This is a genomic window from Bacillus sp. NMCC46 (assembly GCF_002998465.1).
Taxonomy (GTDB): domain Bacteria; phylum Bacillota; class Bacilli; order Bacillales; family Bacillaceae; genus Bacillus.
Map to the genome: position 1 here is coordinate 575,290 of NZ_PVQZ01000001.1, position 24,163 is coordinate 599,452.

Below are 24,163 nucleotides of genomic sequence, written 5' to 3' on the forward strand. Positions count from 1 at the left end.
TTAGCCCTTTGTCTTCTTTTCAGCGTGATAGAAAACCTTTGCAGTCTAGGAAGGACGAGGAGCGGAGCGAATTTGACATTCGTGAGCACCGGCACGCAGGACTGACACCGAATGCGAGGGTTTGTCTACACGCTGAGACATCCACTTTTGAATGTCTTTTCTTATTTACGCATAAAGCTCATCGAGTCTCTTTTGAATGTCTTGATCTGATAAGAACTCATCATATGTTGTTTGTTTATCGACGATGCCATTTGGCGTCACTTCGATGATACGGTTTGCCACTGTTTCAACAAACTGATGGTCATGAGATGAGAAGAGCATAGCTCCTTTAAAGCTCATTAAACCGTTATTCAGCGCTGTAATGGATTCTAGATCCAAGTGGTTCGTCGGCTCATCCAGCAGCAGAACATTCGCTCCTGACAGCATCATTTTCGATAACATACAACGAACCTTCTCTCCTCCTGATAAGACGCTTGCTTTTTTCTTTACTTCTTCCCCAGAGAAAAGCATACGTCCTAAGAACCCGCGTAAGAAGCTTTCGCTTTGATCATTAGGAGAATATTGACGAAGCCAATCCACTAGATCGACATCGTTTCCTTCAAAGTATTCACTATTGTCTTTCGGGAAAAAGGCTTGAGATGTTGTAACGCCCCATTTAAACGTCCCGCTGTCTGGCTCCATCTCACCAGCAAGAATTTTAAATAAAGTGGATACAGCAAGCTCATTACGGCTTAAGAACGCAATTTTATCCTCGCGATTCATGATAAAGCTGACGTTATCAAGTACTTTCACACCATCAATTGTTTTCGATAGACCTTCTACTTGAAGGACATCATTTCCGATTTCGCGCTCTGGCGCAAAATGAACGTACGGATATTTACGTGAAGATGGCTTAATGTCGTCTAAAGAGATTTTATCAAGCAATTTCTTTCTTGAGGTCGCTTGCTTCGATTTAGAAGCGTTCGCACTGAACCGGGCAACGAACTCTTGAAGCTGCTTAATTTGTTCTTCTTTTTTCTTATTCGCATCTTGGCTGAGCTTCAGCGCTAGCTGGCTGGACTCATACCAGAAATCATAGTTACCGACATATACTTGAATTTTTCCGAAGTCTAGGTCCGCAATATGTGTACATACTTTGTTTAAGAAGTGACGGTCATGCGAAACGACAATCACGGTATTTTCAAAATTAATGAGGAACTCTTCCAGCCACTGGATTGCTTGTAAGTCCAAGTGGTTCGTTGGCTCATCAAGAAGAAGAACGTCAGGCTTACCAAATAAAGCTTGGGCTAGTAGTACTTTTACCTTTTCTGAACCACCAAGCTCAGACATTTTCTTCGATTGAAGGCTCTCTGGAATGCCAAGACCTTTTAATAAGATCGCTGCTTCACTTTCTGCTTCCCAGCCGTTTAACTCAGCGAACTCACCTTCAAGCTCTGCTGCACGAATCCCGTCTTCATCTGAGAAATCAGGTTTCATATAGATCGCATCTTTCTCCTGCATCACATCATATAGACGTTTGTGACCCATCATAACGACTTTTAATACTTCAAATTCTTCGTATTCAAAATGGTTCTGTTTTAAAATCGCTAAACGCTCACCAGGGCTCATATGAACATCGCCCGTCTGAGCTTCAATTTCACCTGAAAGAATCTTTAGAAACGTTGATTTACCAGCTCCATTGGCACCAATTAGACCGTAGCAGTTACCAGGAGTGAATTTAATATTTACTTCTTCAAATAGTTTACGATCAGCAAAACGCAAACTAACATTATTTACTGCAATCATTTATTAATCCTCCATCACTCATTCATCATTATGAAGTATAACATGAATAACGTTTGATAGAAACGTCTCTAGCTAAGAACGAAGGCAATTTGTCCATTATGGTATAATAAATGGGAATGATTTATTGAAGGAGTTCGTGCGATTTGAGATTACTTACACTTATGGAATACTGTTTATTGATTTTCTTTATGGGTATTTATTTATCTGCAACAGGCTTTAATGCGAGGGATTTTGGCCTTTATATTGGGCTTGTGCTTATTTACACACTGGTACACATCTTTTCGAAACGCTTTTTACAAAAGCGAGGGAAAGAAAATCAAAAGGTCGGATTGTTTCGGTCCGTTTTAGCCATTACTGGGTCTGTCTTCGCTTCTGTGTTGGCGATTGTGATCATTGTTACGGTGCTCACGCCAAATTAAAACGACCCTTCTTTTAAAGGGTCGTCCATTCAAGCACTTTTCTCACACACCTGAGAAGGGTGCTTTTATTTTGTTTGCCGAATGTCGCCAAATGGGAAGAAAACAAATTCTGATGTCCCGACAACCCGATCCTTTTCAATGAGTCCAAGTCCATTTCTGCTGTCCATAGAATTGAGTCTGTTGTCCCCCATCACAAAGTAATCGTTTTTCGGTACTTTCACTGGACCAAAATCCCCTGTTAAATGCACTTCATACTCTTTCGCATGTGCCTTGTTCTCTTTTAAATAAGGCTCATCAACTTTTTTACCATTAATGTAAAGCGTATCATCCTTCATTTCAATCGTGTCTCCCGGAAGGCCGATCAATCGTTTTACATAATGAATCTTCTGGCCATCTTTTCCATTAATAATCACGATGTCACCTCGTTTGACACCACCTAGATAGTTAATGGTTTTGTTGACAAACAGCTTTTCCCCATCATGAAGAGTCGGTTCCATTGACTCTCCTTCCACCACATACGGCTCAAATATAAACGTACGGATGAGCAGGACGAGCGCAAGTGCAATTAAAATGGCTTTGATCCATTCAAACAGTGAACTTTTCTTCTCTGTTTTGTCTTGCTTTGCATCAGATTGAATATCATTTTCGTTTTGTTTGTTTTCTTCGTTCAAAATACTGCTTCCTCCTAAGACTTTCTGCTAAAAGACTTGAAACGTGAATTGAATAACTTTACTTTATCACATGTCATTTAAAAATTCACAAGACAACCATTCAATTAGATATTTTTTCCTAATTTGTTCATGATTAAACAAAAAGAAGCACCGCTCTTCACGATGCTTCTCTTCTGAATTACGCTTCTAGTTTGACTGGTTTTTTCAAAATACCCAGTAAAATCGCTGTTACAACGGCACCGATTAAAATGCTGATGATATAAAGAACCGGATGATTTGTTACCCAGAAAACGAATAGTCCGCCGTGTGGCGCAGGAAGCGTGACTCTAAAGAATTCCGTTAATCCGCCAGCCACGGCTGCTCCAATGACAGCTGAAGGAATTACGCGCAGAGGGTCAGCCGCTGCAAACGGGATCGCCCCTTCAGTGATGAAGGCAGCTCCCATGAAGTAGCATGTAATCCCTGCTTCTCGGTCACGTTTTGAGAATTTATTTCTAAAGATTGTTGTAGCAAGTGCAATACCTAATGGTGGTACCATTCCGCCTGCCATAATGGCAGCATGCGGTGCATAGTTTCCAGCAGCAATCATCGCAAGACCGAATGTGTAAGCCGCTTTGTTAATTGGGCCCCCCATATCAATCGCCATCATACCTGCCAAAATAATGCCCATTAAGACAAGGTTTCCAGTACCTAAAGTTTCAAGCCAGTGAGTTAATCCATCCATCACCATTTTTACCGGTGTGTTAACAATGTAATGCATGATGATACCTGTGAAGAAAATACCGAACAATGGATACAGCAGAACCGGTTTAATTCCGTCGAGTGACTGCGGTACGAATGTGAATACTTTTTTAAGTAGCACAACGACATAACCTGCAAGGAAACCGGCAATTAGTCCGCCTAAGAATCCTGCACCTGCTGCCGACGCCATAAATCCACCGACCATACCTGGCGCAAAACCTGGACGATCTGCAATACTCATTGCTATAAATCCGGCTAAAACAGCAACGATTAAGGCAAGCGCATTATCTCCGCCAATTCCTTTTAATACAGCTGCAAATGAATTAAATGAAGGGTCCTTAGGATCTGCTGAGTTAATTCCCCAGAAAAATGAAATTGCAACAAGGATACCGCCCCCGACAACAAATGGAAGCATGTTGCTTACACCACTCATTAAGTGCTTGTAGAAACCACTTCTACCTTTGCCAGATGACTCATTTTCGTCTTTTGAAGAACTGCCGCCTGAGCCTTTATAAATCGGCGCATCTTGATTGACTGCTTTTTCAATTAATTCCTGAGGACGGCGGATTCCAGCTGTCACAGGTACTTCAATGACATGTTTGCCTTTAAAGCGTTCCATTTCAACTTGCTTGTCCGCTGCCACAATGATGGCTGGTGCTTCTTCGATTTCTTTTGCCGTAAGGGCGTGTTTAATACCGCCAGAGCCGTTTGTTTCGACTTTAATGTCAAAGCCCATTTCTTTTGCTTTTTCTTTCAAAGCATCTGCTGCCATAAATGTATGCGCAATACCTGTTGGGCAAGCTGTTACTGCTAAAATCTTAGCTGGTTTACCTGATACAGCCGGCTCTTCTTGAACTTCCTCTTCTTCTTCATCATCGTCCTTGTCATGCGTATTGATGATATCGATGATTTCATCTTCAGTAGCCGCTTCAAGAAGCTGCTTTCGGATTTCTTCACGCATGAGAAGTGTTGATAAACGAGAAAGTGCTTCTAAGTGCGTGTTGTTTGCGCCTTCAGTTGCTGCAATCATAAAGACAAGATGACTCGGCTGCGCGTCCAGTGATTCATAATCTACACCAGCTGTCGAGCGGCCAAATGCAATGGCAGGCTCTTTTACACTTGCTGTTTTAGCGTGAGGGATAGCAATTCCTTCGCCAATACCAGTAGAGCTCTGTTTTTCACGGTTGATCACTGCTTCTTTGTAGCCCTCTTTATCATTTAGCTTGCCTGCTGTATCTAAAACAGTGACTAGTTCTTCAATGACTGCTTCTTTCTGCTGGCTGTCTAATTGAAGCTTAATTGTCTGCTTTGTGAGTAGTTCTGTAATTTTCATGATGACTCCTCCTTTAAATGCGTGTGACTTTTACTTGTGGTAATAGTGTGTCGACAAGCTCTTTAGTTCCAAGCTCCTCAGAAAATGCTGTAGCGCTGCCTGATGTGACGCCAAGCTTAAATGATTCTTCAATCGAAAGGCCTTTCGAAACGCCGGCTAAAAATCCTGCAACGACTGAATCCCCTGCACCAACTGAATTAACAAGCGTACCCTTTGGAACATTGGACTGATAAACCCCTTCCTTACTGAATAAGAGAGCTCCATCTCCAGCCATTGATACGATGACATGTTCAGCACCTTGTTCTAACAGCTTCTTCCCATAAGGAATGGCTTCTTCCGCAGATGAGATGCTTGTCTCAAACATTTCACCTAGCTCATGATGGTTTGGCTTCATTAAGAACGGTTTCAAGCCTGCTGCTTTTTTTAGTGCTTCCCCGGAAATATCAAGGACAACTCTGACACCTTGCTTTTCGCACACCTCAGCAATACGTTCATACGTGTTATGAGGCAATGAAGAAGGAATGCTGCCAGCTAAGACAACGACATCTCCTTCAGTCAATGAAGAAAATTGAGACAGAAACGACTCAAATTGCGCTTCAGTAATAGATGGGCCGAGTCCGTTGATTTCGGTTTCTTCACCTGTTTTTAGTTTCACATTAATTCGTGTATCTTCTGACACCTCGTGAAAGGCTGTTTGTAATTGTTCGTTTTGTAAAAAGTCTTGAATATATTTTCCTGTAAATCCGCCTATAAATCCAAGCGCTTTTGATTCAACACCGTGACGTTTTAAAAGCCTTGAGACATTGATCCCTTTTCCACCTGGATATTTTTTGTCATAGGTTGAACGATTCAAACTGCCGACTGCGAAATCCTCCACGTGTACGATGTAATCAACTGATGGGTTTAAAGTAACTGTATAAATCATGTTTTCACTACCTTTATAACCGTTTTTTCATGGTAATTATCGAATGAATCCTCTTTTGCGTCGTTTGTGATAATGGTGGCTTCCTGTAAACTAGCAAAGGCTGAAAACGATATTTCGCCAAACTTAGAGGCATCTGATAAGATATAGGTTTTTTTCGCCTGCTTCATGGCTCTTTTTTTCATGAGCGCTTCCTCTGGATCAGGTGTTGTAAACCCCACCTCGGGATGAATGCCGTTCGTCCCAACAAAGCTTTTGTCAAAACGGTAATTTTCCATCGCTGTCAAAGCTGCGGCTCCCACCATGGCTCCTGTTCGATGTTTCACTGATCCGCCTATCAGGTAAAAAGAAATGCCTTTTCTCATGAGTGCTTCAATGTGCATAACACCGTTTGTCACCACAACAATATCTTGATCGGGATCGATATATTCAATCATTTGCTGTGTGGTCGTACCAGCATCTAAATAAATACAATCGCCTTGTTTTAAAAGTGAAGCAGCTGCCTCTGCAACCAATGACTTTTCTTGAAGGTTTTTGGCAGATTTCTCAAATACATCTGGTTCAAGACGGATACTTGATATCTTGGCTGCTCCCCCATGGACTCTTTTAAGAAATCCTTTTTCTTCAAGGGCTGATAAATCTCTTCTAATTGTAGATTCAGACGCATCTGTCATAATCGTTAAGTCCTGTATTTTGATGACATCATTTTCTTCTAAACAGTCGATAATGAGTTGATGTCTTTCCGGTGTCAACATGAAAACACCCCCTTTTGAAAACGTATTCATTTTGCGCGCACCTTTATTGTAATCGCTTTTTTCAACATTATCAATACAAAACAATCAAATACATTCAATAACTATCAAAATCTTTCACCATGGTCATCTTACCTTTATATGTACCATTTGTAAACTGAAAAATATGTGACATTAAGATGAAAGTCATGATCTTAGCATTTCTATCATTTTTCATTTCATTCAATGGAACTAAAAAAAGCTTTTATGCGATGTGCATAAAAGCTTTTGATGGTGGATTACAGGCGAATTCACACTGTTTGTATGCTTTTGTTCTTCTCCAAATTATTCATATCTAAGAGAATCAATAGGATCTAGTCTTGCTGCTTTATTCGCAGGAATTAACCCAAAAACAATCCCAATAAGCATACTAAACAGCACACCGCCACAGATGACTTGCCAAGATACTAAGGACGGCCAGCCGGCAACTAGTGATACTAGCGCGGCGCCACCTAAGCCAAGTGCGATCCCCATCAACCCGCCGATCAATGTTAAGACGACAGATTCAATTAAAAATTGAACGAGTATTTGAGCCCTTGTTGCTCCAATCGCCTTTCGGATACCGATTTCCCTTGTCCTCTCTGTCACAGAAACAAGCATGATATTCATCACACCGATACCGCCGACAAGCAAAGAAATCCCAGCTATTGAGCCAATGATTGTTGTCATAACAGATGTGATTTGACCAATGCCTTCTGCGATTTCTTCCATATTGATCATTTCATAAGCATCTTCTGTATGATGATTTTCATTTAATAATGCAGCCGCATTCTTTCCTACTTCCTTCATTTGATCAGCATGTGCGACTTGAATTGACAACTTATCATATTCATTGATCCCAAATGTGGAGGTGAGCATAGCAAACGGGACAAATATTTCGTTCATATCAAATGAAAACATCCCTTTCTGTTTTGCTAAAACACCGATGACTTCAACAGGCTGTCCGTTCATCCAAATCATTTCGCCCAATGCCTTCTGTCCATTAAATAATTCTTTTTGTAAGCCTTCAGAGATGAGAGCGGCTCTTCTGCCGCTTCTAAAGTCAACATCTCTTAAATTCTGTCCTTCTGCTATTTGTAATGAATGGACATTCGTATACCCTTCATTTATACCGTTAACTGTCGCATCCACTGTCGTATCTTGAAATCTCAGCTGCATTCCTTGTGCAGTCGAAGAGGCGACCTGATTCACCCCGTTGATTGTCTTAATGCTTTTTATGTCTTCCTCAGTAAATGTGGCGTCGAATAAAGCGTTTGGATTTGCATTTAACTCTTCGTCAGAAGGCGTATATGTCATATCAATGGTATTGTTTGGACCTGAAATCGACCCTTTTAACATTTGCTCGCCGCCTTGACCGATAGCAACGACCGCAATGACCGATCCAACACCAATAATAATCCCAAGCATCGTTAAAATAGAACGTAATTTATGAGCTAAAACAGAATTCATCGCTATTTTGATATTTTCAAAGAGTTTCATTCATAGCGTCCCCTTGTGTCAATCTATCTTCAACGAGCCGTCCATCTCTTACAACGACCGTCCGATTTGTATACGCAGCCATTTCTTCTTCATGGGTGACAAGCACAATCGTTGTCCCTTCCTCATTCAGCTTAGTAAACTGTTCCATGATTGAGAAGCTTGTTTTTGAGTCAAGAGCGCCTGTTGGTTCATCTGCTAAGATAAGCTGCGGCTTATTGACAATTGCACGAGCAATAGCCACCCTTTGCTTTTGCCCTCCAGACAACTCACTTGGCATATGCTTCATTCGGTCTGCCAAACCAACCTTTTCAAGTGCCATTTCTGCGCGTTCTTTTCTTTCCTTTTGACTGATACCAGCGTAAATCATCGGAAGCTCAACATTACGCCTCGCATTTAACCTCGGCAGCAGGTGAAATTGCTGAAAGACAAATCCAATGAATTGATTTCGAATCACTGCAAGCTCTTGATCCTTTGCAGCTGACAGCTCTCTTCCTTGAAAATGATATTGTCCTGTGGTTGGTCGGTCTAAACAGCCAATGATATTCATTAACGTCGATTTTCCAGAGCCGGACGGGCCCATAATGGACATATACTCGCCTTTTTCAATGACAAGATCGATCTCACTTAATACATCAAATGTTTCTTGGGCGACCTCATAACTTTTTATCACGTTTGAAAGCTGAATCATTCAGCATTCACTTCCATTCCGTCATACATGTCATCTGATGGATGAGCAATGATTTGATCCTCTGCCTTGACACCTTTTGTCACTTCAAGGTCATTACCTGACGTTTCCCCTAGCACCACTTTTACTTTTTTAAGTACATTCTTTTTGACAACATAAACGTATTGTCCATCATCCTCTTTTTTTACAGCTGATTCAGGAATCGTTTGGGCTTGACGCTTATCTGTTTCAATTTCCATGATCATTTTAAAACCAGGTTTCGCTTCAGGTTTTTTTCCCTTTATTTCGATTTCAACAGGATATTGTACCGTTTGATCACCCGCAGTTGTTTCGGATGCTGCCTGAGCAGGTACAGCCCCCACTTTTTTCACGACCCCTTGCCAGCTCTTTCCGCGAATGACATCAGATGTAACCTTTACTTTTTGTTTCTTTTTCACTTTTATGGCGTCATACTCAGAAATCAATCCTCGCACAATCATTTTTTTCTCATTGCCAATATGAATGATCGGCTGTCTTTCTTCCGGCTTTCCTGCCCCTTCTTCTTGCTCAATGGAAATCACTGTACCGTCAATTTTACTATGTACGGTTAAATCTTCTATTTGTGCTTTTACTTTTTCTTGGCTGATCTCTGCTTGTTTTTGTTCTAATTCAGCCGCTTTCAGCTCTAATTCGAGCTGGTCTCGCTCGTTTTTAGGATGGGCGACTGAGTCGCCTGCTTGTTTTTCATCTAATTCGCTCAGTCTATTTTGTAATTGTTCGCGTTTTAGCGTACTTGATTCAGCCGCAAGAGCTTGCTGCTGCTCTTCAAGCTCCAGCTCCCTATTTTCATATGTAAGAAGCGGCGTTCCAGCCTTTACCTTTTCTCCTTCTTTCACAGAAATCCCCTTCAAGTGTCCTTTTTCCTCTTCTGCATAAATGAACTGCTCTTCAGAGAATGAAAGTGTCCCTGGCGTCATTACCGTAGTGGTGATTTCTTTTTGTGTGGGTTTTACTGTTTTAATAGCTGCTGTCGAAGCAGGCTTTGATTGATTTTTCGCAATGTTAAAGCCAATAAATAGACCGATGACAATAATAAAAATGGATCCGATGATGATTTTCTTTCTCATAAAGACATTCTACCCCCAGCTTACTGATATGTTGATTGCGGTTCCTACATATTGAAGAATGAAAGAAATGACATAAAAGACTCCTATCATGATCCAAGATATTCTTGGAGATATATGACCGACTTTGATCAATAAAAAGCCTGTTAAAACAAGATTCCAGATCACAAAGAGATCAATATTAGCAAACACACCGTGCCATGGACCAGAAGTTTGAATGAGTGCATTTAATGAGGTTATTGTGATGTTTTTTGGCACATGGAACAGGATGACGGACAGATGAGAAATAATCGTACCAATGATCGTAACTGGTGTAATAAACAGGACCGCTGAAAACAGCTGCTGAAACGATGCATCACCCTTTGCTAAAAATACGATGAACTTATATATAGCAGCATTAATCACAAGCCCGAGAATTAGACCAATTAGCGTCACCACATAAACGACCGATACCGGCAAGCTTAAATCTGCCCACATTCCTTCATTCACTAGCTCTGACAAATAAGTCACAATCACTGTTAAAAGAAGCACACAGGATAAAGGTCACCAAACCACCGGGTTTTCCCATACTCTTTTCAGGTGCTCTGAAGGTCTTGTGCTCACTCCAATGATCGTGGGCTTTTGCATATTTTCTTTCATCAAATGTCTCCTCTCTATGTCATGCAAGTATGCAAACGCACATGTTCTCTCTTGTTCTTTCTATTTTATCAAAAGATTGCCAATAAGTGATGGATGATTTGATTTTCTTATTTTCATTGAGGAAAAAATTTATCTATTATTCTATTATCACGAATGACATCCTCCAAATGACACCATGACCAGACCATATTCATATCAAAAAATAGAGGTTTTACTGACCTAAAAACATTTTATCAAAAAACCACATGTCTTTCGGAATAAATATCCTTTTCCTTTGAATTCGGATGGTCTTAGTTAGACACAACAATTTTTTGTTAAAATAATCCTAGTAATTTCGACAAATCTCGGCTTTATAGGACTATGATTGGTTTCTTTTATAGAACAAATGAGCCTTTAGTATCAATACTTTCATATTAAAAAATGAAAAATATAAGGTTTTTACTTGATCAAAAGTTATTTTTTCATATAATGTAAAATAGAGGTAGGTTAAATGATAGTGGAAATGGAGTCAAGTGAATGTTAAGAGAAAAATTGAAAACACAATTGATTTTACTTTATGAAAAGGAACAAGAAGCATGGCAATACTTTCGAAAGGAAAGAGAACTGATTTATCATGAGCTCAAATTACTTGATATGAAAGAAAGCAGACCCTCTAATGACAAAATATACTACGCTGCTAGATGTGTAGATATTATTAAAGAGAAAAAGGGAAGCATTGTGAGTACAAAAGAATTAAAAGAACAGCTTCACGCCCAGACAGATTTCAATGTGAGACGAATTAGCGAATTGTATGATCTGATCCAGCAGCTCGACCCTCACATTTCTAAAGCACGAAGGGGATGTTTTATTTACGAAGATCACACCCAAATACCTCTACAATCTTTTCACACATAAAAAATTGGTTACAGCCGCTGGCCATAACCAAATCCTCTAATATCTATTATCCACCGCTTACAGGAGGAATGAATGCAACAGTGTCCCCGCTACGCACTTCAGCGTTTTCCCTCGTATATAGTTCGTTGACTGCAACCATCACGTTTTGTGCAGCATCAACACCATATACCTCCTGTAATTCTAATTTAATCTCATCAACCGTTGTTTGATCTTTTTGAATGATGATTTGTTGTTTACCGGCCTTCTCAGCAAGGCCGGCGAACAATAATACACTAATCAAACTGATCACCTTCTTTCTTTGCAAGTTGAAGATCGCTAGGTTTCCCCTCTGGATATGAAACCGTTTCAAGCTGATCACCTATCCAGGCTTCCCCGTCTTCCCAATATTCTTTTTTCCAAATTGGAACGATTTCCTTAATTCGCTCAATGGCATATTCGTTCGCTTCGTATGCAGCCTTCCTATGAGGAGATGAAACGGCTATCACAACAGCAATATCCGTTATATCAAGTGTCCCGATCCGGTGCACAATGGCTGCTTCAGTTTCAGGCCACCGTTTCTTGATTTCTTGTCCAATTTGACTTAGCATGCTTTCAGCCATTGGTATGTATGCTTCATAAGTTAAACGCAATGTTTTTTTGCCGTTTGTCCACTCTCTGACCGTCCCGATAAACGTCGTAATGGCCCCTGCCTTTCGCCTTGTCACATGCTGAATCAATTCGTTTACATCAATCGGCGTTTTTGTTATTTTAAAAAATTCACTCAAGCAGAGACGCCTCCCTTCAATAAGTTAAAACCAAATGTGACTGCGCCCTTTTCAAAGGCTGAAAACACTGGAAACGAGTAATTTTCGATTAATTGAAACTCTTGAGAAAAATAAATAGCTGCTTGTATATTGGAAAGAGTTGAAAGATCAATGAGCTCCTCTTCATTCTTTACACAAACGATTTTGCGGTATGGTGCCTGTTTATACCCTTCTATCAAGACAGCGTCTAATGGAAGATGCTGACACATGTTGAGCAACTGCTCTAACGTGATGTGCTGCATTGAAAAGTGAAATTCACCCTCTCCTTCCACGCCAGCGGCAAATGCACCTGCTTGAACATATCGATCGGTGTCTTTTTCTTTCAAAAGACGATCTGGTTTACCGCCATGTCCATGGTGTTTAAAGCAGCCTAGCTTCAGCCCGTCAAGTACAGCCAGCTGACAGAGCTTTTCAATCAACATAGTCTTGCCGCTGTTTTGATAACCGACCACCTGTAATATGCTTAATGTGTCATCCAGCATGGGGAACCCTCTCCTTCGTGCTGAAACAGCAGAACATGGACCTGATCACCGGCCTTAAAACCTCTTGTTCCTCCGGGCAGCACGATGAAACAGTTAGCATCTGCAATAGAGGTCACGGCACTTGATTTATCAAGACCTGTTGGGGTCACACTGAGCTGACTGCCCGTGAATTGTAGTGCCGCTCTGACAAATCGAGTGAACGGATTGGCTTTTGGAAAATCGTGTGTCAGCTTCGCCTCAGCAAAAGCAGGAAACGGCTGCTTCTTCAAAGACCATTTATAGATCATCGGTTTCACAAATAATTCAAAGCCAACAAAACAGGCAGCGGGATTTCCTGACAGCCCAAACAGCAGTTGACCATTTGGCATTGCAGCAACCGTCGTCACACTTCCGGGTCTCATGGCCACTTTATTAAACAGCACCTCAGCTCCCAGCTTTTCATAAATCGCAGGGAGAAAGTCAAAATCACCTACTGACACACCGCCTGTTGTGATTAAGAAATCTACCTTGCTTAAGGCTGCTTTGACTGCATGATAGCTTTTGTCAAAATCATCAGACACACCGCCTAAATCAAGCGGCTCTCCCCCGGCCTCAAGTATCTGGGCATAAACCATACTAAGATTACTGTTTCTAATCTTACCGTCCACCATCGCATCACTCACTTGAAGAAGCTCTGTACCTGTTGAGATGATGCCGATCACTGGCTTTTTGACAACTGGCACTACACCATATCCAAATGTCGCCAATAGGGCCGTAACGCCCGGAGTTACTTTGGTTCCTTTTTTGACCATCACATTTCCTTCAAGTACTTCTTCTCCTTGACGAGAAATATTGTCCCCTTTTTTCAGCGTTCTTTTAAGTGACATGTATGATTTGCCGTCTTTTTCGAAGGTCTTAGTCAGCTCAAGCATGATGACGACATTTGCTCCATCCGGGATTTTTGCTCCTGTCATGATACGGATGGCTTGAAAGGGACCGATGGTTTTTGCTGAGACCATTCCTGCACCAATATGGTCAATGACCTCAAATTCAACCGGATGCTCGCTTGACGCTTCTTTTGTATCTTCTGCCCGAAGTGCAAAACCATCATACGGGGAACGATCAAATGCAGGAACATCATGATCTGCTAAAATATCTTCTGCAATGAACCTTTCAAGGCTATTTTTTAAAGGCACCCATTCTGCTTCTCCATGCTTTTCATATTGATGGACTTTCTGAATGGCTTCTTCTACTGGAATTGGCTGACGTCTTTCCATCACACTTCACTCCTATATCCCTAGCAGTCTTGCTAGTAATGAATTGGCTGCTTTTTCATCATTCGTCCCATGGATTAATGCACGTCCACCTTTGAAAAAGACAATACGATAAGATTCATAGCGGACATGGATTAAGAAGTCATTCACTTCCACCTCACAAATAGATGACAGCCTCTCTTTCACATGCTGAAATGATAGATTTGCTAAATCTTTAGATACAACTTGAACTGTATCCCGTCCGCAAAGAATCGTCGTTTTTTTACGCTGCTCATGTAAATAAGGATAGGTTCTTTCTTCACCGCAGGATGGGCAGTTCTTCTGCTTAGTACGAGACAAATCCATTTTAAACGATGTCGCCTGCCAAAGATCAAATGTGACAAATTTCCGTTCGATTTGATCTTCATGTCCTGTTAAATATTTTAGCGCCTCTGTTTGCTGATAAGCAGAAACCATTTGAACTGCTGGAGAAATAATCCCCGCTGTATCACACGTCAAGCCGCCAACAGGCAGTTCTGTAAAGACACACGATAAACACGGCGTTTTATCCGGCAAAATGGTCATATACATCCCCTGGCTGCTCACACAAGCGCCATATATCCACGGCGTCTTCGTTTCCTGCGATAAATCATTCATCACCATTCTCGTCTCAAAATTATCCGTCGCATCAATGACAATATCTGCGCTCTGAAATAACGGTCTTAACAGCTCCACCCCTGCATCTTCAATCAGGGCGTGTATGATCACTTCATGATTGATCTCTTGGAGACGTTTTTTTGCCGCAGCTGCTTTTGGCACATGTGCCTTTGCATCATGTTCTGTGTACAGCTGCTGCCGCTGTAAATTTGAAAACTCTACATAATCACGATCAACAATCGTCAACGTGCCGATCCCAGACCGGACAAGCCCTTCAGCGGAGGCAGTTCCAAGTGCACCGGCTCCAACGATCAGAACATGACTGTCAGCAAGCGCACGCTGACCCTTTTCCCCAACCGGAGGGAACAAGATTTGTCTTGAATATCGGTCATTCAATGCTGTTCTCTCCTCACCATTTTTATGTATCATATCATACCGTTTTCAGGTAAATCGCTTCTTTTATTGATATTTCGAAATTCATTTGGTGTTACGTTCAGTTCCTCCTCTGGGACGATGCGCACCTTAAGCCTTTGAAGTAACTCTTTGATGGCTAATTGATTCTCTTTTAAACACGCATCAATGGACGGCAGACAGCGGCGGTGATAAAGCGCAAATAAAGGCTGTAATCTGCCCTGAACAAGCGGGATGATAGCATCTACGTGCTCGCTGCAATAGGACGATAATGCTTCGGCGGTCTCCCTCCGTATGAAGGGCATGTCACATGCCGTCACCAAATACCATGCTGCTTCTTGCTTTTGCATCGCCGTATACATGCCGGCAAGCGGCCCGCATCCGCGCACCTGTTCATCATCTAACCACACACTTCGTTCACCTCTTTCTTTAAAAAAGGGCAGAAGTGATGGATGGCTGATGATGACCATCTGTCCTTTCAAAAGCTGCTTTTTCACATACTCATATAGTGGTTTTCCTTGATACATATGGCTTGCCTTTGGCACTCCAAAACGTCTGGAAGCTCCTCCAGCTAAAATGACATTCACTACATCCATTCTCTCACCCTCCTTGGATATGGTTGTTCTAATCGCACTCATTTCGCATACTTTATTGGTAACATGAATAAGGAGGGTCTATCCATGAACAGGCGCCATGCTTCTCCCCTATTCCATGACCTATCTCAAGAGAATTTATACTTAAAAGCTGAAACAGCCAAATATCAACAAATGATCTCTGATTTACAGTCCTCATATACGTATTCTAAAAATAAGAAGTTAACTCAAGAATATTATGAGATGAAAAAGGATTACACGCAATTAAAACAACAATTGGATGAAATGACCATTGATCAAGACGATGCAGCCTCAAAAATACAGGATCTCTCCTCAAGCAAATCTGAATTATTACATAAAATAGTCTTTCTTCATGAAATGCTCCAAAAGGAAACCTTTCATAGAAGGAAAGAAACGGAAGAAAAACATCGGCTGCATTTAAAAGTCATCAAATATAAAGAAATCTCTCAACAATTAAATGAACGGATGCAGGATCAAGATAAACGGCTTGCAAAAGAGGAGAAAAAAGGAAATACTTTATCCGCTGTGATTGAGAAACTGCAGCAAACATTAAGTGATAAAAATGCAGAGCTTCATCTATTACAGGAAGGCGTTAGACACCTGCAGGAGCGTTTTTATGAAACACAAGAGAAATTACTGCAAATTGAAAAAGCAAAGGAAGCGATTTTTTATGAAACGCTCACAAGCTATCAAAAGCAGTTAGCAGAAAGCGAGGAATGGATCGCATCTCATTTTGCTGATATTGACCAGTCAGCTCAAACAAATTCACAGCCATTCTCTCGAGACAGCGTCCTGCAAACAACGGAAGAAATCGAACCCATCTTGAAAAAGCTGAACGAACAAGTTCAAATACTCCAGGCACAAGTCGATGCGGTGCAGGGAAATGGAGAGGTCATGACAGTGAAGATCGACGGCTTCAAAAAACAGCGTGATCACCTGTCAAAGGAACGAAAAATTGTCTATACAGTTGATCAAAAAAAGTAATTCTCGCAATAAAAAACTGCTGGCTTTTACGTCAGCAGTTTCTTTTATTTATTCGTCTTCTGTTTGAATGTCGCCTTCTAAAATATACTGTCCGCGATATGGCTTTTTCACTTCAGGATACATTTTAATTAAGCTTTGCATAAACGTTGTCATATTTGGAATTTCAAGACCGCTCTCTTTTTCAATCTCTTTTTGAAGCTCAGAGCTTTTAATCGCCGCATTATGACGCTTTAACGTTTTAATCGCAGCTTCACGAAGCTTAGCTGCCTTTGAACCAGGGCGGGCTGTGCCTCTTCTGCGTCTTGTAGATCCTTCAGGAATACCTACAGGTACACCGTTTAGCTGTCCTGTTCCTAAAGATGATGCAGGATTTGATTGTGATTGTGCCGGCGGCTGGTAGCTTCTCATTTCTTGTGCAGCCAGTTCAGCTAATACAGGCAGCGAATCCGTCTTTCTTTCTGTACGCACTTCTTTTTTTGTATCTGACACTAGACCTGTTCCTTGACGGTCTAATTCTCTTAATTTTGCATAAATCGCATCTCGCTCAATTTGATATTCACGGATGACCTTTACTTCTGCTTCGTTTAGTTGTTCCAATCGTAATCGTAACGCTTCCCTCTCATTAAACAATGGATTTCCCCCTCATCATATAAAAAATATTCTATAGTAAATATTAGATTAGAAAACTAATTTTATCAACTATTTTTTTATCATTTTACAGTTTGCTATCAGATAGGTATTTTCAACTAAAATTTTGCCAAAGAGGAACAATCGGCATCCATTTCATTGCCACTAAAGGCTTTTGACAAACTTTAAAATATTGTAAAAAATTTGAATAAACACTTATACTACTTGATTTACATCGTTATTTACCAAACTGAAATTTCTTTTGTGAAAAAACGTTCTGAATAGTAAAAAGTTAAAATCTTTACATTTTCATTTCAAAACAAAAATGTAAATAGGTCTTAATACCTTTTTATTTCAGGAATATTTTTTAATAAACTCCCTCAATTTCTCTTTTCTTAGGAAGGACACGTACATAAAAAGTCCATTCCGTGCAATAGGTCGCCTATTTTTGTCCATGAAAAAACCCCCATTTATGGGGGAAAGCCTATTCTGCAGCCTTTTCAGACTCAGAAAGCACTCGATTGACACGTTTCTCAAGCATTTTCATTCCGCTTCCGCCAGCTTGGAAGTGGCGCAGAGCACCTGTTTTATCAAATACATAATATGCTGGTACATATTCATTTTCAAAGGCTTCTGTTAAGTGATGATCACTGTCCACAAAAATTGGCTGCGTGATTTCATGCTCTTTCGCAACCTCTTTGATTTTATCTAGATCTAGGTCATCCTCTGAACGCGGCATATGAACGGCTACAACGTTTAGTTGATCCTTGTATTCATCACGGAATTGATTGACTTGAGGCATGGCCTCTTTACAAAGATGACAGCTGACTGACCAGAAATGAATCAATGTTGGTTTGTCACCAATTAGACCTTCTTTTGTTACTTCTCCATTTAACCATTCTTTTGCACCAGTTAGTTCTGGCATTGGTTGACGTAATTTCATTTTGAAGCGCCTCCATCCATTGTATGTGTCGAAACAAAAAGGTCTAACATCAGTTAGACCCTCCTGTTTCTTCAGCTATCAATTAAAGTGTTTTTTGACCAGGCTTCCAGTTAGCTGGGCAAAGTCCACCAGTTTGTAATGCTTGAAGAACACGTAATGTCTCATCTACATCACGACCGATATTGTTGTGGAATACTGTTTGATATTGAAGTTCGCCTTCTGGGTTGATAATGAATAGACCGCGAAGTGCAATACCTTCTTCTTCAATTAAAACGCCGTATTCTCTAGATACTGTGTGATTTGTGTCAGCAGCTAGCGGATATTTCAATTCACCTAGACCATTTTCTTTACGGTCTGTGTTGATCCAAGCTAGATGCGTATGGATTGTATCAGTAGATACACCAATGATTTCTGCATCTAAATCTTCGAACTCATCATAACGATCGCTCATTGCTGTAATTTCAGTTGGGCAAACAAATGTGAAATCCATTGGATAGAAGAAAAGAACTGTCCATTTGTCATTCTTCATGTTTTCCTCTAAACTCACTTTACCAAATTCCTTGTTAGCAAGTACTGCTTCCATTTCAAAACGTGGAGCTTGTTTTCCTACAAAACGCTCTGCCATATGTAAATCCCTCCAAAAAATAATATCTTTATACAGACTTCTAAGCTGTATATAAAATGAGAATCAAAAGTTGAAATTCTCATTTAGTTAATAACTTCACAATTACAATTATAATACTTAAGCGGTTTTTAGTCAATATTAATTAATAATAAATTTAATTAACGATTTGTCACAATCTCTTGCTCCACTTAACAAAAGTTTAACATGTCTTGCATAAGGGAACAAATGATTAGCTTCTCTATTAGAGCATACATAGAAAGGTTTTGAAGAACATGAAAGCATTTGAACAAGTAGATTGGGTTTCCATTATCCTCAATAGCAGTATGATTTTGCTAAAACTAATCGTTATTTTTGCGATTTATTTTATCATCAGAGCCATCGGAAACAAGATGATTAGGCGTGCCTATTCCACATTCTCTGAAAAACATGACGTCTCTTTATCAAGAGCTCAGACGCTGCAAAGTCTCACGTTAAATATTTTCGCCTACATATTGATTTTTATTCTAGTGGTCATGATCCTCGACTTATTTCATTATAACCCGACCGCTTTGCTAGCTGGCGCAGGCGTTGTGGGGCTTGCGATCGGTTTTGGCGCTCAAGGACTAGTGAGTGATATTGTGACAGGATTCTTTATATTATTAGAGAAACAATTCGATGTGGGAGAATATATAACAGTTGCTGGCTTTGATGGGATCGTAGAACAAATTGGACTTAGAACCACTCAGCTTCGAAGCTTTGACGGCACCCTTCATTTTATCCCAAATCGAAGTATATTGAACGTGAGCAACCATTCAAGAGGGACGATGCAGGCACTCGTTGATATCGAGTTATCTCCAGAAGAGAATGTGGATCAAATGATCACAGCCCTTCAAGCTGCGTGTGATGAGGTACGGGAAGAAATCCCTCAAATTATCGAAGGACCTCAAGTTGTCGGCGTGGAGGCGTTCGGCTCCTCTTCCCTCGTACTGCGCATCATAGCTAAAACCGAAACAATGGAGCAATGGCGGGTAGAACGAATCTTGCGCAAAAAAATGAAAGAAGTACTCGATATAGAAAAAGAGCAAAAAGAACCGGGGTTATAATCTACCGGTTCTTTTTCTTGTTTGTTTTATTGAACACGCTGTTCTACTTCTTGACAAATTTCATCAGCCGTCATACCTGACGCAGTAATCACAGATGCTTTTGTCGTTGTGTCTGAAATGCCAAGAACATTTGAATCTAGCCCTGTGACCACATAGCAGTCACACTGATCCATTTGCTGTTCATTTTGAATACGTACGACGTCATACCCTTTTTGCTTCAGTAGTTCTTCTACATCGGATAAAGATGGTTCTACACCAATTCTTGTCATAATCAAGAACACCTCCTGTTCATAAGGTGTACAGGAGGCAGCTTGATTATTCATTCACCTGCTTGCTTTTTGAAATAAGCTGTCATAACGTTTACAGCTGTTTCTATCGCTTTTTCATCAGGCATGAGTTTTGCATGATGCAGGCCATATTCTGAATCGACCCCTAACCAAAACATGAATCCAGGGTATTTTTTCAACATGTAGCCAAAGTCTTCTCCTGTCATGGCTTCTCTGCATTCAACCACATTCGCAAGCCCTTCTCCGGCAACATATGACATAAATTCCTCTGTCAGATCCTTTGAATTGTCCACTTCGTAATAAGATGAAGGGTATCGCACGGTTGCCTTGCATTCGTAGCCAATTTCAATCCCTTTTGCTAGTGCTTCAATTCGCTTTCTCACCTTATCCATAGACTCTGGTGAAAGTGTACGAATAGTGCCGTCAAGCTTTGCATGCTGGGCAATGATATTTTGAGCCGTTCCGCCGGTAATCGTGCCAATCGTAATGACCGCACTATCAAGAGGATCGACATTACGAGAAATAACCGATTGCAGCTGACCTACAAGTGCACTCGCAGCCACAACCATATCATTCGCTAAATGAGGGTAAGCAGCGTGTCCGCCTTTTCCTTCAAGATCAATCACAAGCTCACTCGTATTAGCAAATAACAGCCCTGTTTTTGTGGCTATCGTTCCGACAGGATATTCAGGTGCAATATGCAGCGCTGTAATAAAGTCTGGCGTCCACTTTTTCAGCACATCGCTTGTAAGCATCGGTTCAGCTCCGCCTGGACCTTCTTCTGCCGGCTGGAAAATAAATAATAGATCTTCTTTGATTGGCTCATGAACGAAATGATCAATGATTCCAAGTGCGATGGTCATATGAAGGTCATGTCCACATGCGTGCATGTTCCCTTCATGTACTGATTGAAATGGATACCCTGTCTCCTCAGTAATAGAGAGGCCGTCCATATCTGCACGATAAGCAAAAACGCGCTCAGGATTTGTTCCCTTTACTTTGACAAAAAGTCCAGTGCGCCACGTTTCCATCTCAACTCGATCTTTTGAATAAGCACCAAGATGCTTGATGAGATACGCTTGTGTTTTGAATTCCTTAAAACCAAGCTCAGGGATTTGGTGTAAATCTCTTCGAATGGATATTAATTGCTCACGATTTAACAAGTGAACTCGCTTCCTTTCCTCTATACGAATAAGACGTGGATATATATCATCCACGTCTATGTCTTCAACTGCGAATTATGTGAATTAAAGCTGACGCAGTTCTTGTTTGATTTCCGTTTTACCTATTGTTTTTTCATCAATGTCTTTGATTTTCTTTGCAGGTGTACCTGCTACAACTGTGTAAGGCTCCACATCGTTCACAACGATCGCACCAGCTGCTACGACTGCACCTTTACCAATTGTCACACCTTCTAGAACTACAGCGTTCGCACCGATGACAACATCATCTTCTACAACAACTGGTTTAGCAGACGGCGGCTCAATGACACCTGCAAGAACAGACCCAGCACCGATATGACAGTTCTTACCTACTGTTGCACGGCCGCCAAGCACCACGTTCATGTCAATCATCGTACCTTCACCGATCACAGAACCGATATTAATAGAAGCTCCCATCATGATGACTGCATTATCACCGATTTCTACTTGGTCACGAATGATAGCACCTGGCTCAATACGTGCTTTAATGTTCTTTAAATCTAACATCGGGATTGCAGAGTTGCGGCGGTCATTTTCCACGACAACATCTTCAATTTTGTCTTTGTTCGTTTCCAGCGCTTCTTGGATTTCGCTCCACTCACCGAAAACAACTCCAGTGTTTCCTGTGATGAACGTTTTTGCATGTTCACCAAATTTAATACCTTCTAAATCACCTTTGATGTAGACTTTCACAGGTGTTGATTTTGTACTATTTTGAATAAATGAAATAATTTCATTAGCGTCCATTTGTTTCATGTATGTATGTCCTCCTCTTAATTTATACTTCATTACTGTACCAAAGGAGAGTTTTAATGACAAGTGAAAGAGTTGACTCTTCAATGGAAAATAAAACAAGCGGGACCGATTACCCCGCTTCCTGCTGGTGAAGATGAACAAATTGTTTGCCAAAAGAAATCAATTTCTCTTCTTCTTCTCCTTCTGGATTCAGCTCAATCTTGACTGATGGCAAGACAATGTCACCGCCAAGTTCCTTCACTTTTTCTTCGATTAGGTCAACAGCTCCGCAAAAATGCTCATAAGATGTATCCCCAGAACCGAATACAGCAAATGCTTTTCCCGTTAAATCAAGCTCTTCCATTTCTTCATATAAATCAATAAAATCATCAGGAAGGTCACCATCTCCCCATGTGTACGCACCTAACATAATGTGCGTGTAATCATCGAGAAGCTCTGCATCAATATCCATCGCTTCATGCCGGTCCACGCTAGCTCCCGCTTCTGTTATTCCTTTTTCAATTAAATCTGCCATCGCTTCTGTATTCCCAGACATCGTGGCATACACCAATAAAACCTTTTCTGTCACTTTTTCTTCCTCCTTATCAATGAATCAATGCCGGCTCCTCATATGGCCTCACAAACTTGCTTTCATATAAACCAGCACAGAAAAAGTTTTCATTTTGATTGGCTACACGAAAACCGTGTCCTTTGATCGTATCAAACCATTTGAGCTCTTTTTGCTCAATATCAAGCTGATACACTTTAGAAAATCCGTGTTCGTCTTGTGAGGTGGTCACATATACAATGCCATTATCCTCTGACACATCCAAAAATGATTCCTCTCTAGCAAAGGCCTGTGATTGAATATCATGCAGCATATTTGTATGTAAATCTAAAATTTGAACAGATCCCTTTTTTCCTTTTTTTGATCCTAATGCGCAAACAAGAAGATGTTCCTGACAGAGCAGCATAGAAGCTGTCATCCGGTGCTCCTCTCTGTTTAGGAGGAAAACCTGCTCACTCTCCAAGTCATACATCCATATTCCTCCGTGAACCTCATGAATCTGTGTTCCAATATAAAGGTGATCACCTGCAGCACATAAAGAACGAATAACAGGCGGGTGGTTCACATGAGCAAATGGCTTCATAATTTCCCAGGAAATCCCGAAATCATTTGACACATAAATACTATGTTTTCCATGTGCACACACAAACCCGTCTTTGCGTCCTGTAATAGACCAAACGACTGCATTTGTTGGAAATGATGATAGCGCCCATGTATTGCCTTCATCTCCTGATCTAATCACTGTGCCATTTTCACCAACACCGAATAAATAAGGTCCGATATAGCTGATGGCATGAATTTTATGCTTGAGCTTAAAGAGCTGCTGCCACCCGCTCTCCACACTGTAGTGAAAAATACCTTCACGTTTTACAGCGACAAAGTATCCACCATTTTTAGAAGCAGCAACAGCTGTCGCTCCTTTATGAAACATGATTTTCAACTCGTTTCTCAGACAAAGTGGCCCAAGTTAAGAAGCTCGTGGCAAATTCCTGACAGCACGCGACATCCTCATCTGTATCTGGCGCAAGCTCCATTTTCAATGTCTCAGGAAATACGGATGCCCCGGTTGATTTGAGCATGTTATGAAATGTATGGACAGCCTCACAAAACTTCGGGTAGCTGTAATCTCCAGATCCGAACACAGCTGCTTTGATGTCACTTAGTTCAAGCGTAGAGACCTCTTCATAAAAGTCCTCAGCTTCATAAGGTAAATCACCATCACCCCATGTATAAGAACCGATGAACACATAATCGTATGAAGAAAGGTCCTCTGCGCTTGTATCATCAAATTCCATCATCTCTGTGTCTATCCCTTTTCCTTCAAGTGTTTGCTTTATGATTGCTGCCATATCTTCTGTATTACCAGACATACTCGCAAATGCAATTAGTGCTTTCATCTATCGGTCACCTCACCTAAATGATAATCATTTTCAATTATTATATGTACAC

General features: G+C 40.9%; 28 protein-coding genes. 4 read left to right on the plus strand and 24 right to left on the minus strand.

What is annotated here, in order from left to right:
* Positions 1–165: 165 nt before the first annotated feature.
* Entirely contained in the window at positions 166–1,785 is a 1,620-nt protein-coding gene (locus tag C6Y01_RS02905; RefSeq protein WP_034662692.1) for an ABC-F family ATP-binding cassette domain-containing protein, read from the minus strand.
* A 143-nt stretch (positions 1,786–1,928) separates the two neighbouring features.
* Here C6Y01_RS02905 and C6Y01_RS02910 point away from each other — a divergent pair, with 143 nt between their 5' ends.
* Positions 1,929–2,204, plus strand: coding sequence for a hypothetical protein (locus C6Y01_RS02910; protein ID WP_060596158.1), 276 nt, complete (start codon positions 1,929–1,931; stop codon positions 2,202–2,204).
* A 65-nt stretch (positions 2,205–2,269) separates the two neighbouring features.
* On the opposite strand, the gene lepB is transcribed toward C6Y01_RS02910, so the two are convergent.
* The 8 genes from lepB to C6Y01_RS02950 form a co-directional block, all read right to left on the minus strand.
* Positions 2,270–2,842, minus strand: coding sequence for a signal peptidase I (gene lepB, locus C6Y01_RS02915; protein WP_034663870.1), 573 nt, complete (start codon positions 2,840–2,842; stop codon positions 2,270–2,272).
* A gap of 211 nt (positions 2,843–3,053) precedes the next feature.
* Positions 3,054–4,949 (minus strand): PTS fructose transporter subunit IIABC, encoded by a 1,896-nt coding sequence (locus tag C6Y01_RS02920; RefSeq protein WP_106037798.1) that lies wholly within the window; start codon positions 4,947–4,949, stop codon positions 3,054–3,056.
* Positions 4,950–4,962: 13 nt separating this feature from the next.
* The gene (gene pfkB, locus C6Y01_RS02925; protein ID WP_034662701.1) at positions 4,963–5,874 is read right to left on the minus strand and encodes a 1-phosphofructokinase; all 912 of its coding nucleotides are present in this window, start codon (positions 5,872–5,874) and stop codon (positions 4,963–4,965) included.
* The gene (locus C6Y01_RS02930; protein WP_106037799.1) at positions 5,871–6,626 is read right to left on the minus strand and encodes a DeoR/GlpR family DNA-binding transcription regulator; all 756 of its coding nucleotides are present in this window, start codon (positions 6,624–6,626) and stop codon (positions 5,871–5,873) included. The genes pfkB and C6Y01_RS02930 overlap by 4 nt, the downstream gene beginning before the upstream one ends.
* Before the next feature lie 321 nt (positions 6,627–6,947).
* The gene (locus tag C6Y01_RS02935; RefSeq protein ID WP_034662707.1) at positions 6,948–8,141 is read right to left on the minus strand and encodes an ABC transporter permease; all 1,194 of its coding nucleotides are present in this window, start codon (positions 8,139–8,141) and stop codon (positions 6,948–6,950) included.
* A complete protein-coding gene (locus C6Y01_RS02940) occupies positions 8,128–8,829 on the minus strand; it encodes an ABC transporter ATP-binding protein (protein ID WP_060596154.1) in 702 nt (233 codons plus the stop codon). The genes C6Y01_RS02935 and C6Y01_RS02940 overlap by 14 nt, the downstream gene beginning before the upstream one ends.
* Positions 8,826–9,932 carry an efflux RND transporter periplasmic adaptor subunit gene (locus C6Y01_RS02945; protein WP_034662712.1) on the minus strand — a complete coding sequence of 369 codons (1,107 nt, stop codon included), beginning with the start codon at positions 9,930–9,932 and terminating at the stop codon, positions 8,826–8,828. The genes C6Y01_RS02940 and C6Y01_RS02945 overlap by 4 nt, the downstream gene beginning before the upstream one ends.
* 9 nt (positions 9,933–9,941) lie before the next feature.
* Positions 9,942–10,460 (minus strand): YIP1 family protein, encoded by a 519-nt coding sequence (locus C6Y01_RS02950; RefSeq protein WP_223249856.1) that lies wholly within the window; start codon positions 10,458–10,460, stop codon positions 9,942–9,944.
* A gap of 624 nt (positions 10,461–11,084) precedes the next feature.
* Here C6Y01_RS02950 and C6Y01_RS02955 point away from each other — a divergent pair.
* Entirely contained in the window at positions 11,085–11,462 is a 378-nt protein-coding gene (locus tag C6Y01_RS02955) for a Rok-like winged helix domain-containing protein (RefSeq protein WP_034662717.1), read from the plus strand.
* A gap of 46 nt (positions 11,463–11,508) precedes the next feature.
* Here C6Y01_RS02955 and moaD read toward each other — a convergent pair whose 3' ends face one another.
* Genes moaD through C6Y01_RS02985 form a run of 6 tightly spaced genes read right to left on the minus strand, consistent with a single transcriptional unit; the run spans position 11,509 to position 15,643 of the window.
* Entirely contained in the window at positions 11,509–11,742 is a 234-nt protein-coding gene (gene moaD, locus C6Y01_RS02960; protein ID WP_060596152.1) for a molybdopterin converting factor subunit 1, read from the minus strand.
* Positions 11,735–12,226 (minus strand): molybdenum cofactor biosynthesis protein MoaE, encoded by a 492-nt coding sequence (locus C6Y01_RS02965; protein WP_034662723.1) that lies wholly within the window; start codon positions 12,224–12,226, stop codon positions 11,735–11,737. The genes moaD and C6Y01_RS02965 overlap by 8 nt, the downstream gene beginning before the upstream one ends.
* On the minus strand, positions 12,223–12,747 hold the full coding sequence (gene mobB / locus C6Y01_RS02970) for a molybdopterin-guanine dinucleotide biosynthesis protein B (RefSeq protein ID WP_034662725.1): 525 nt from the start codon (positions 12,745–12,747) through the stop codon (positions 12,223–12,225). Before mobB ends, C6Y01_RS02965 begins: the two co-directional genes overlap by 4 nt.
* Positions 12,729–14,006: a molybdopterin molybdotransferase MoeA gene (locus C6Y01_RS02975; protein WP_223249857.1), complete on the minus strand. Its 1,278-nt coding sequence runs from the start codon at positions 14,004–14,006 to the stop codon at positions 12,729–12,731. The genes mobB and C6Y01_RS02975 overlap by 19 nt, the downstream gene beginning before the upstream one ends.
* Positions 14,007–14,015: 9 nt before the next feature.
* Positions 14,016–15,032: a thiazole biosynthesis adenylyltransferase ThiF gene (locus C6Y01_RS02980; RefSeq protein ID WP_034662731.1), complete on the minus strand. Its 1,017-nt coding sequence runs from the start codon at positions 15,030–15,032 to the stop codon at positions 14,016–14,018.
* Positions 15,033–15,061: 29 nt separating this feature from the next.
* Positions 15,062–15,643: a molybdenum cofactor guanylyltransferase gene (locus C6Y01_RS02985; protein WP_034662733.1), complete on the minus strand. Its 582-nt coding sequence runs from the start codon at positions 15,641–15,643 to the stop codon at positions 15,062–15,064.
* 84 nt (positions 15,644–15,727) lie between these two features.
* Here C6Y01_RS02985 and C6Y01_RS02990 point away from each other — a divergent pair, with 84 nt between their 5' ends.
* A complete protein-coding gene (locus C6Y01_RS02990) occupies positions 15,728–16,645 on the plus strand; it encodes a coiled-coil domain-containing protein (RefSeq protein WP_106037800.1) in 918 nt (305 codons plus the stop codon).
* A 48-nt stretch (positions 16,646–16,693) separates the two neighbouring features.
* Here C6Y01_RS02990 and C6Y01_RS02995 read toward each other — a convergent pair whose 3' ends face one another.
* The 3 genes from C6Y01_RS02995 to ahpA all read right to left on the minus strand — a co-directional run bounded on the left by C6Y01_RS02995 (position 16,694) and on the right by ahpA (position 18,840).
* Entirely contained in the window at positions 16,694–17,275 is a 582-nt protein-coding gene (locus C6Y01_RS02995; protein WP_034662739.1) for a Rok-like winged helix domain-containing protein, read from the minus strand.
* A gap of 481 nt (positions 17,276–17,756) precedes the next feature.
* On the minus strand, positions 17,757–18,215 hold the full coding sequence (locus tag C6Y01_RS03000; RefSeq protein ID WP_106037801.1) for a TlpA family protein disulfide reductase: 459 nt from the start codon (positions 18,213–18,215) through the stop codon (positions 17,757–17,759).
* An 82-nt stretch (positions 18,216–18,297) separates the two neighbouring features.
* Positions 18,298–18,840: a biofilm-specific peroxidase AhpA gene (ahpA, locus tag C6Y01_RS03005; RefSeq protein WP_034662744.1), complete on the minus strand. Its 543-nt coding sequence runs from the start codon at positions 18,838–18,840 to the stop codon at positions 18,298–18,300.
* A 272-nt stretch (positions 18,841–19,112) separates the two neighbouring features.
* Here ahpA and C6Y01_RS03010 point away from each other — a divergent pair, with 272 nt between their 5' ends.
* Complete coding sequence (locus C6Y01_RS03010; protein ID WP_034662747.1) at positions 19,113–19,922, plus strand: mechanosensitive ion channel family protein; 810 nt, start codon at positions 19,113–19,115, stop codon at positions 19,920–19,922.
* Positions 19,923–19,948: 26 nt separating this feature from the next.
* On the opposite strand, the gene C6Y01_RS03015 is transcribed toward C6Y01_RS03010, so the two are convergent.
* From C6Y01_RS03015 to C6Y01_RS03040, 6 genes are all read right to left on the minus strand, one after another.
* On the minus strand, positions 19,949–20,191 hold the full coding sequence (locus C6Y01_RS03015) for a YkuS family protein (protein ID WP_003211408.1): 243 nt from the start codon (positions 20,189–20,191) through the stop codon (positions 19,949–19,951).
* Positions 20,192–20,241: 50 nt separating this feature from the next.
* Positions 20,242–21,372: an N-acetyldiaminopimelate deacetylase gene (locus tag C6Y01_RS03020; RefSeq protein ID WP_106037802.1), complete on the minus strand. Its 1,131-nt coding sequence runs from the start codon at positions 21,370–21,372 to the stop codon at positions 20,242–20,244.
* Positions 21,373–21,456: 84 nt separating this feature from the next.
* Positions 21,457–22,167 carry a 2,3,4,5-tetrahydropyridine-2,6-dicarboxylate N-acetyltransferase gene (gene dapD, locus C6Y01_RS03025; protein ID WP_106037803.1) on the minus strand — a complete coding sequence of 237 codons (711 nt, stop codon included), beginning with the start codon at positions 22,165–22,167 and terminating at the stop codon, positions 21,457–21,459.
* A gap of 109 nt (positions 22,168–22,276) precedes the next feature.
* On the minus strand, positions 22,277–22,735 hold the full coding sequence (locus tag C6Y01_RS03030) for a flavodoxin (protein ID WP_095285089.1): 459 nt from the start codon (positions 22,733–22,735) through the stop codon (positions 22,277–22,279).
* Between the two features lie 16 nt (positions 22,736–22,751).
* Complete coding sequence (locus tag C6Y01_RS03035) at positions 22,752–23,645, minus strand: WD40/YVTN/BNR-like repeat-containing protein (RefSeq protein WP_034662759.1); 894 nt, start codon at positions 23,643–23,645, stop codon at positions 22,752–22,754.
* Positions 23,635–24,111 carry a flavodoxin gene (locus tag C6Y01_RS03040; RefSeq protein WP_095285088.1) on the minus strand — a complete coding sequence of 159 codons (477 nt, stop codon included), beginning with the start codon at positions 24,109–24,111 and terminating at the stop codon, positions 23,635–23,637. The genes C6Y01_RS03035 and C6Y01_RS03040 overlap by 11 nt, the downstream gene beginning before the upstream one ends.
* Positions 24,112–24,163 lie beyond the last annotated feature (52 nt).

Excerpts from the sequence above, each read along its gene's own strand:
- C6Y01_RS02905 (WP_034662692.1), bottom strand. The coding sequence starts at position 1,785 with ATGATTGCAGTAAATAATGTTAGTTTGCGTTTTGCTGATCGTAAACTA.
- C6Y01_RS02920 (WP_106037798.1), bottom strand. The coding sequence starts at position 4,949 with ATGAAAATTACAGAACTACTCACAAAGCAGACAATTAAGCTTCAATTA.
- pfkB (WP_034662701.1), bottom strand. The coding sequence starts at position 5,874 with ATGATTTATACAGTTACTTTAAACCCATCAGTTGATTACATCGTACAC.
- C6Y01_RS02930 (WP_106037799.1), bottom strand. The coding sequence starts at position 6,626 with ATGTTGACACCGGAAAGACATCAACTCATTATCGACTGTTTAGAAGAA.
- C6Y01_RS02935 (WP_034662707.1), bottom strand. The coding sequence starts at position 8,141 with ATGAAACTCTTTGAAAATATCAAAATAGCGATGAATTCTGTTTTAGCT.
- C6Y01_RS02940 (WP_060596154.1), bottom strand. The coding sequence starts at position 8,829 with ATGATTCAGCTTTCAAACGTGATAAAAAGTTATGAGGTCGCCCAAGAA.
- C6Y01_RS02945 (WP_034662712.1), bottom strand. The coding sequence starts at position 9,932 with ATGAGAAAGAAAATCATCATCGGATCCATTTTTATTATTGTCATCGGT.
- C6Y01_RS02955 (WP_034662717.1), top strand. The coding sequence starts at position 11,085 with ATGTTAAGAGAAAAATTGAAAACACAATTGATTTTACTTTATGAAAAG.
- mobB (WP_034662725.1), bottom strand. The coding sequence starts at position 12,747 with ATGCTGGATGACACATTAAGCATATTACAGGTGGTCGGTTATCAAAAC.
- C6Y01_RS02985 (WP_034662733.1), bottom strand. The coding sequence starts at position 15,643 with ATGGATGTAGTGAATGTCATTTTAGCTGGAGGAGCTTCCAGACGTTTT.
- C6Y01_RS02990 (WP_106037800.1), top strand. The coding sequence starts at position 15,728 with ATGAACAGGCGCCATGCTTCTCCCCTATTCCATGACCTATCTCAAGAG.
- C6Y01_RS03000 (WP_106037801.1), bottom strand. The coding sequence starts at position 18,215 with ATGAAATTACGTCAACCAATGCCAGAACTAACTGGTGCAAAAGAATGG.
- ahpA (WP_034662744.1), bottom strand. The coding sequence starts at position 18,840 with ATGGCAGAGCGTTTTGTAGGAAAACAAGCTCCACGTTTTGAAATGGAA.
- C6Y01_RS03010 (WP_034662747.1), top strand. The coding sequence starts at position 19,113 with ATGAAAGCATTTGAACAAGTAGATTGGGTTTCCATTATCCTCAATAGC.
- C6Y01_RS03015 (WP_003211408.1), bottom strand. The coding sequence starts at position 20,191 with ATGACAAGAATTGGTGTAGAACCATCTTTATCCGATGTAGAAGAACTA.
- dapD (WP_106037803.1), bottom strand. The coding sequence starts at position 22,167 with ATGAAACAAATGGACGCTAATGAAATTATTTCATTTATTCAAAATAGT.
- C6Y01_RS03035 (WP_034662759.1), bottom strand. The coding sequence starts at position 23,645 with ATGTTTCATAAAGGAGCGACAGCTGTTGCTGCTTCTAAAAATGGTGGA.
- C6Y01_RS03040 (WP_095285088.1), bottom strand. The coding sequence starts at position 24,111 with ATGAAAGCACTAATTGCATTTGCGAGTATGTCTGGTAATACAGAAGAT.